A 762-nucleotide genomic window follows, 5' to 3' on the forward strand; every position below is an offset into this window, starting at 1 on the left:
CGGTGTCGAAGCGGCCGAGGTAGTTGAAGCTGATCTGTGGGGTTGGCAGGCCGGCCAGGGCGGTGCGTTGCTGGTCGGTGCCCAGGTAGCGCAGGGCGCCGAAGCCCAGGCCGTGGTGGGGCAGGGTGCGCAGTATCTCCTTGGTGGTCTTGATCTGGTCGGCCCAGTCGGGGTGGTGGTGCAGGGCCACGGGGAACATGGTGGTGAACCAGCCCACGGTGCGGGACAGGTCCATGTGGTCGAAGAGGTCTTCGCGGCCGTGGCCTTCCAGGTTGATCAGGAGTTGTTCGTGGCCGGTCCAGTCGGTGAGTACGTGGGTCAGGGCGGCCAGGAGCAGGTCGTTGACCTGGGTGCGGAAGGCCTGGGGTGCTTGCAGGAGTAGGGCCTGGGTGGTTTCGGCGTTCAGGCGGGACGAGACGGTGTGCTGTGAGGCGGTGGGCCCGTTTCCGGGATGGTCCAGGTCGCGGGGCAGGTCGACCGGGGTCTCGGTCAGGCTGGTCCAGTGTTCGGTCTCGTCGTCGAAGCGGCCCTTGCGTGCGGAGTCGGCCAGGTGGTCGGCCCAGACGGGGAAGGGTGTGGTGCGGGGACCCAGGTCGATGGGTTGGTTGTCGGTGGTTTGTCGGTAGGCGGTGGTCAGGTCCTGGAGCAGGATGCGCCAGGAGACGCCGTCCACGATCAGGTGGTGGGCGGTGATGAGCAGGCGGGGCGGGTTCTGGCCGGTGAACAACACCATCCGCACCATGGGACCGGTGGCCGGGTCGA

At 67.8% G+C, this 762-nt stretch carries 1 protein-coding gene; it reads right to left on the bottom strand.

Going from position 1 to position 762, the window contains the following annotated elements; all coding sequences use genetic code 11:
- Positions 1-733: condensation domain-containing protein (locus D456_RS24915; protein WP_239643906.1), on the bottom strand; the 733-nt coding region annotated here is incomplete at its 3' end.
- Between the last annotated feature and the right edge of the window lie 29 nt (positions 734-762).

The organism is Nocardiopsis kunsanensis DSM 44524, from assembly GCF_000340965.1.
Classification (GTDB): Bacteria; Actinomycetota; Actinomycetes; order Streptosporangiales; family Streptosporangiaceae; genus Nocardiopsis; species Nocardiopsis kunsanensis.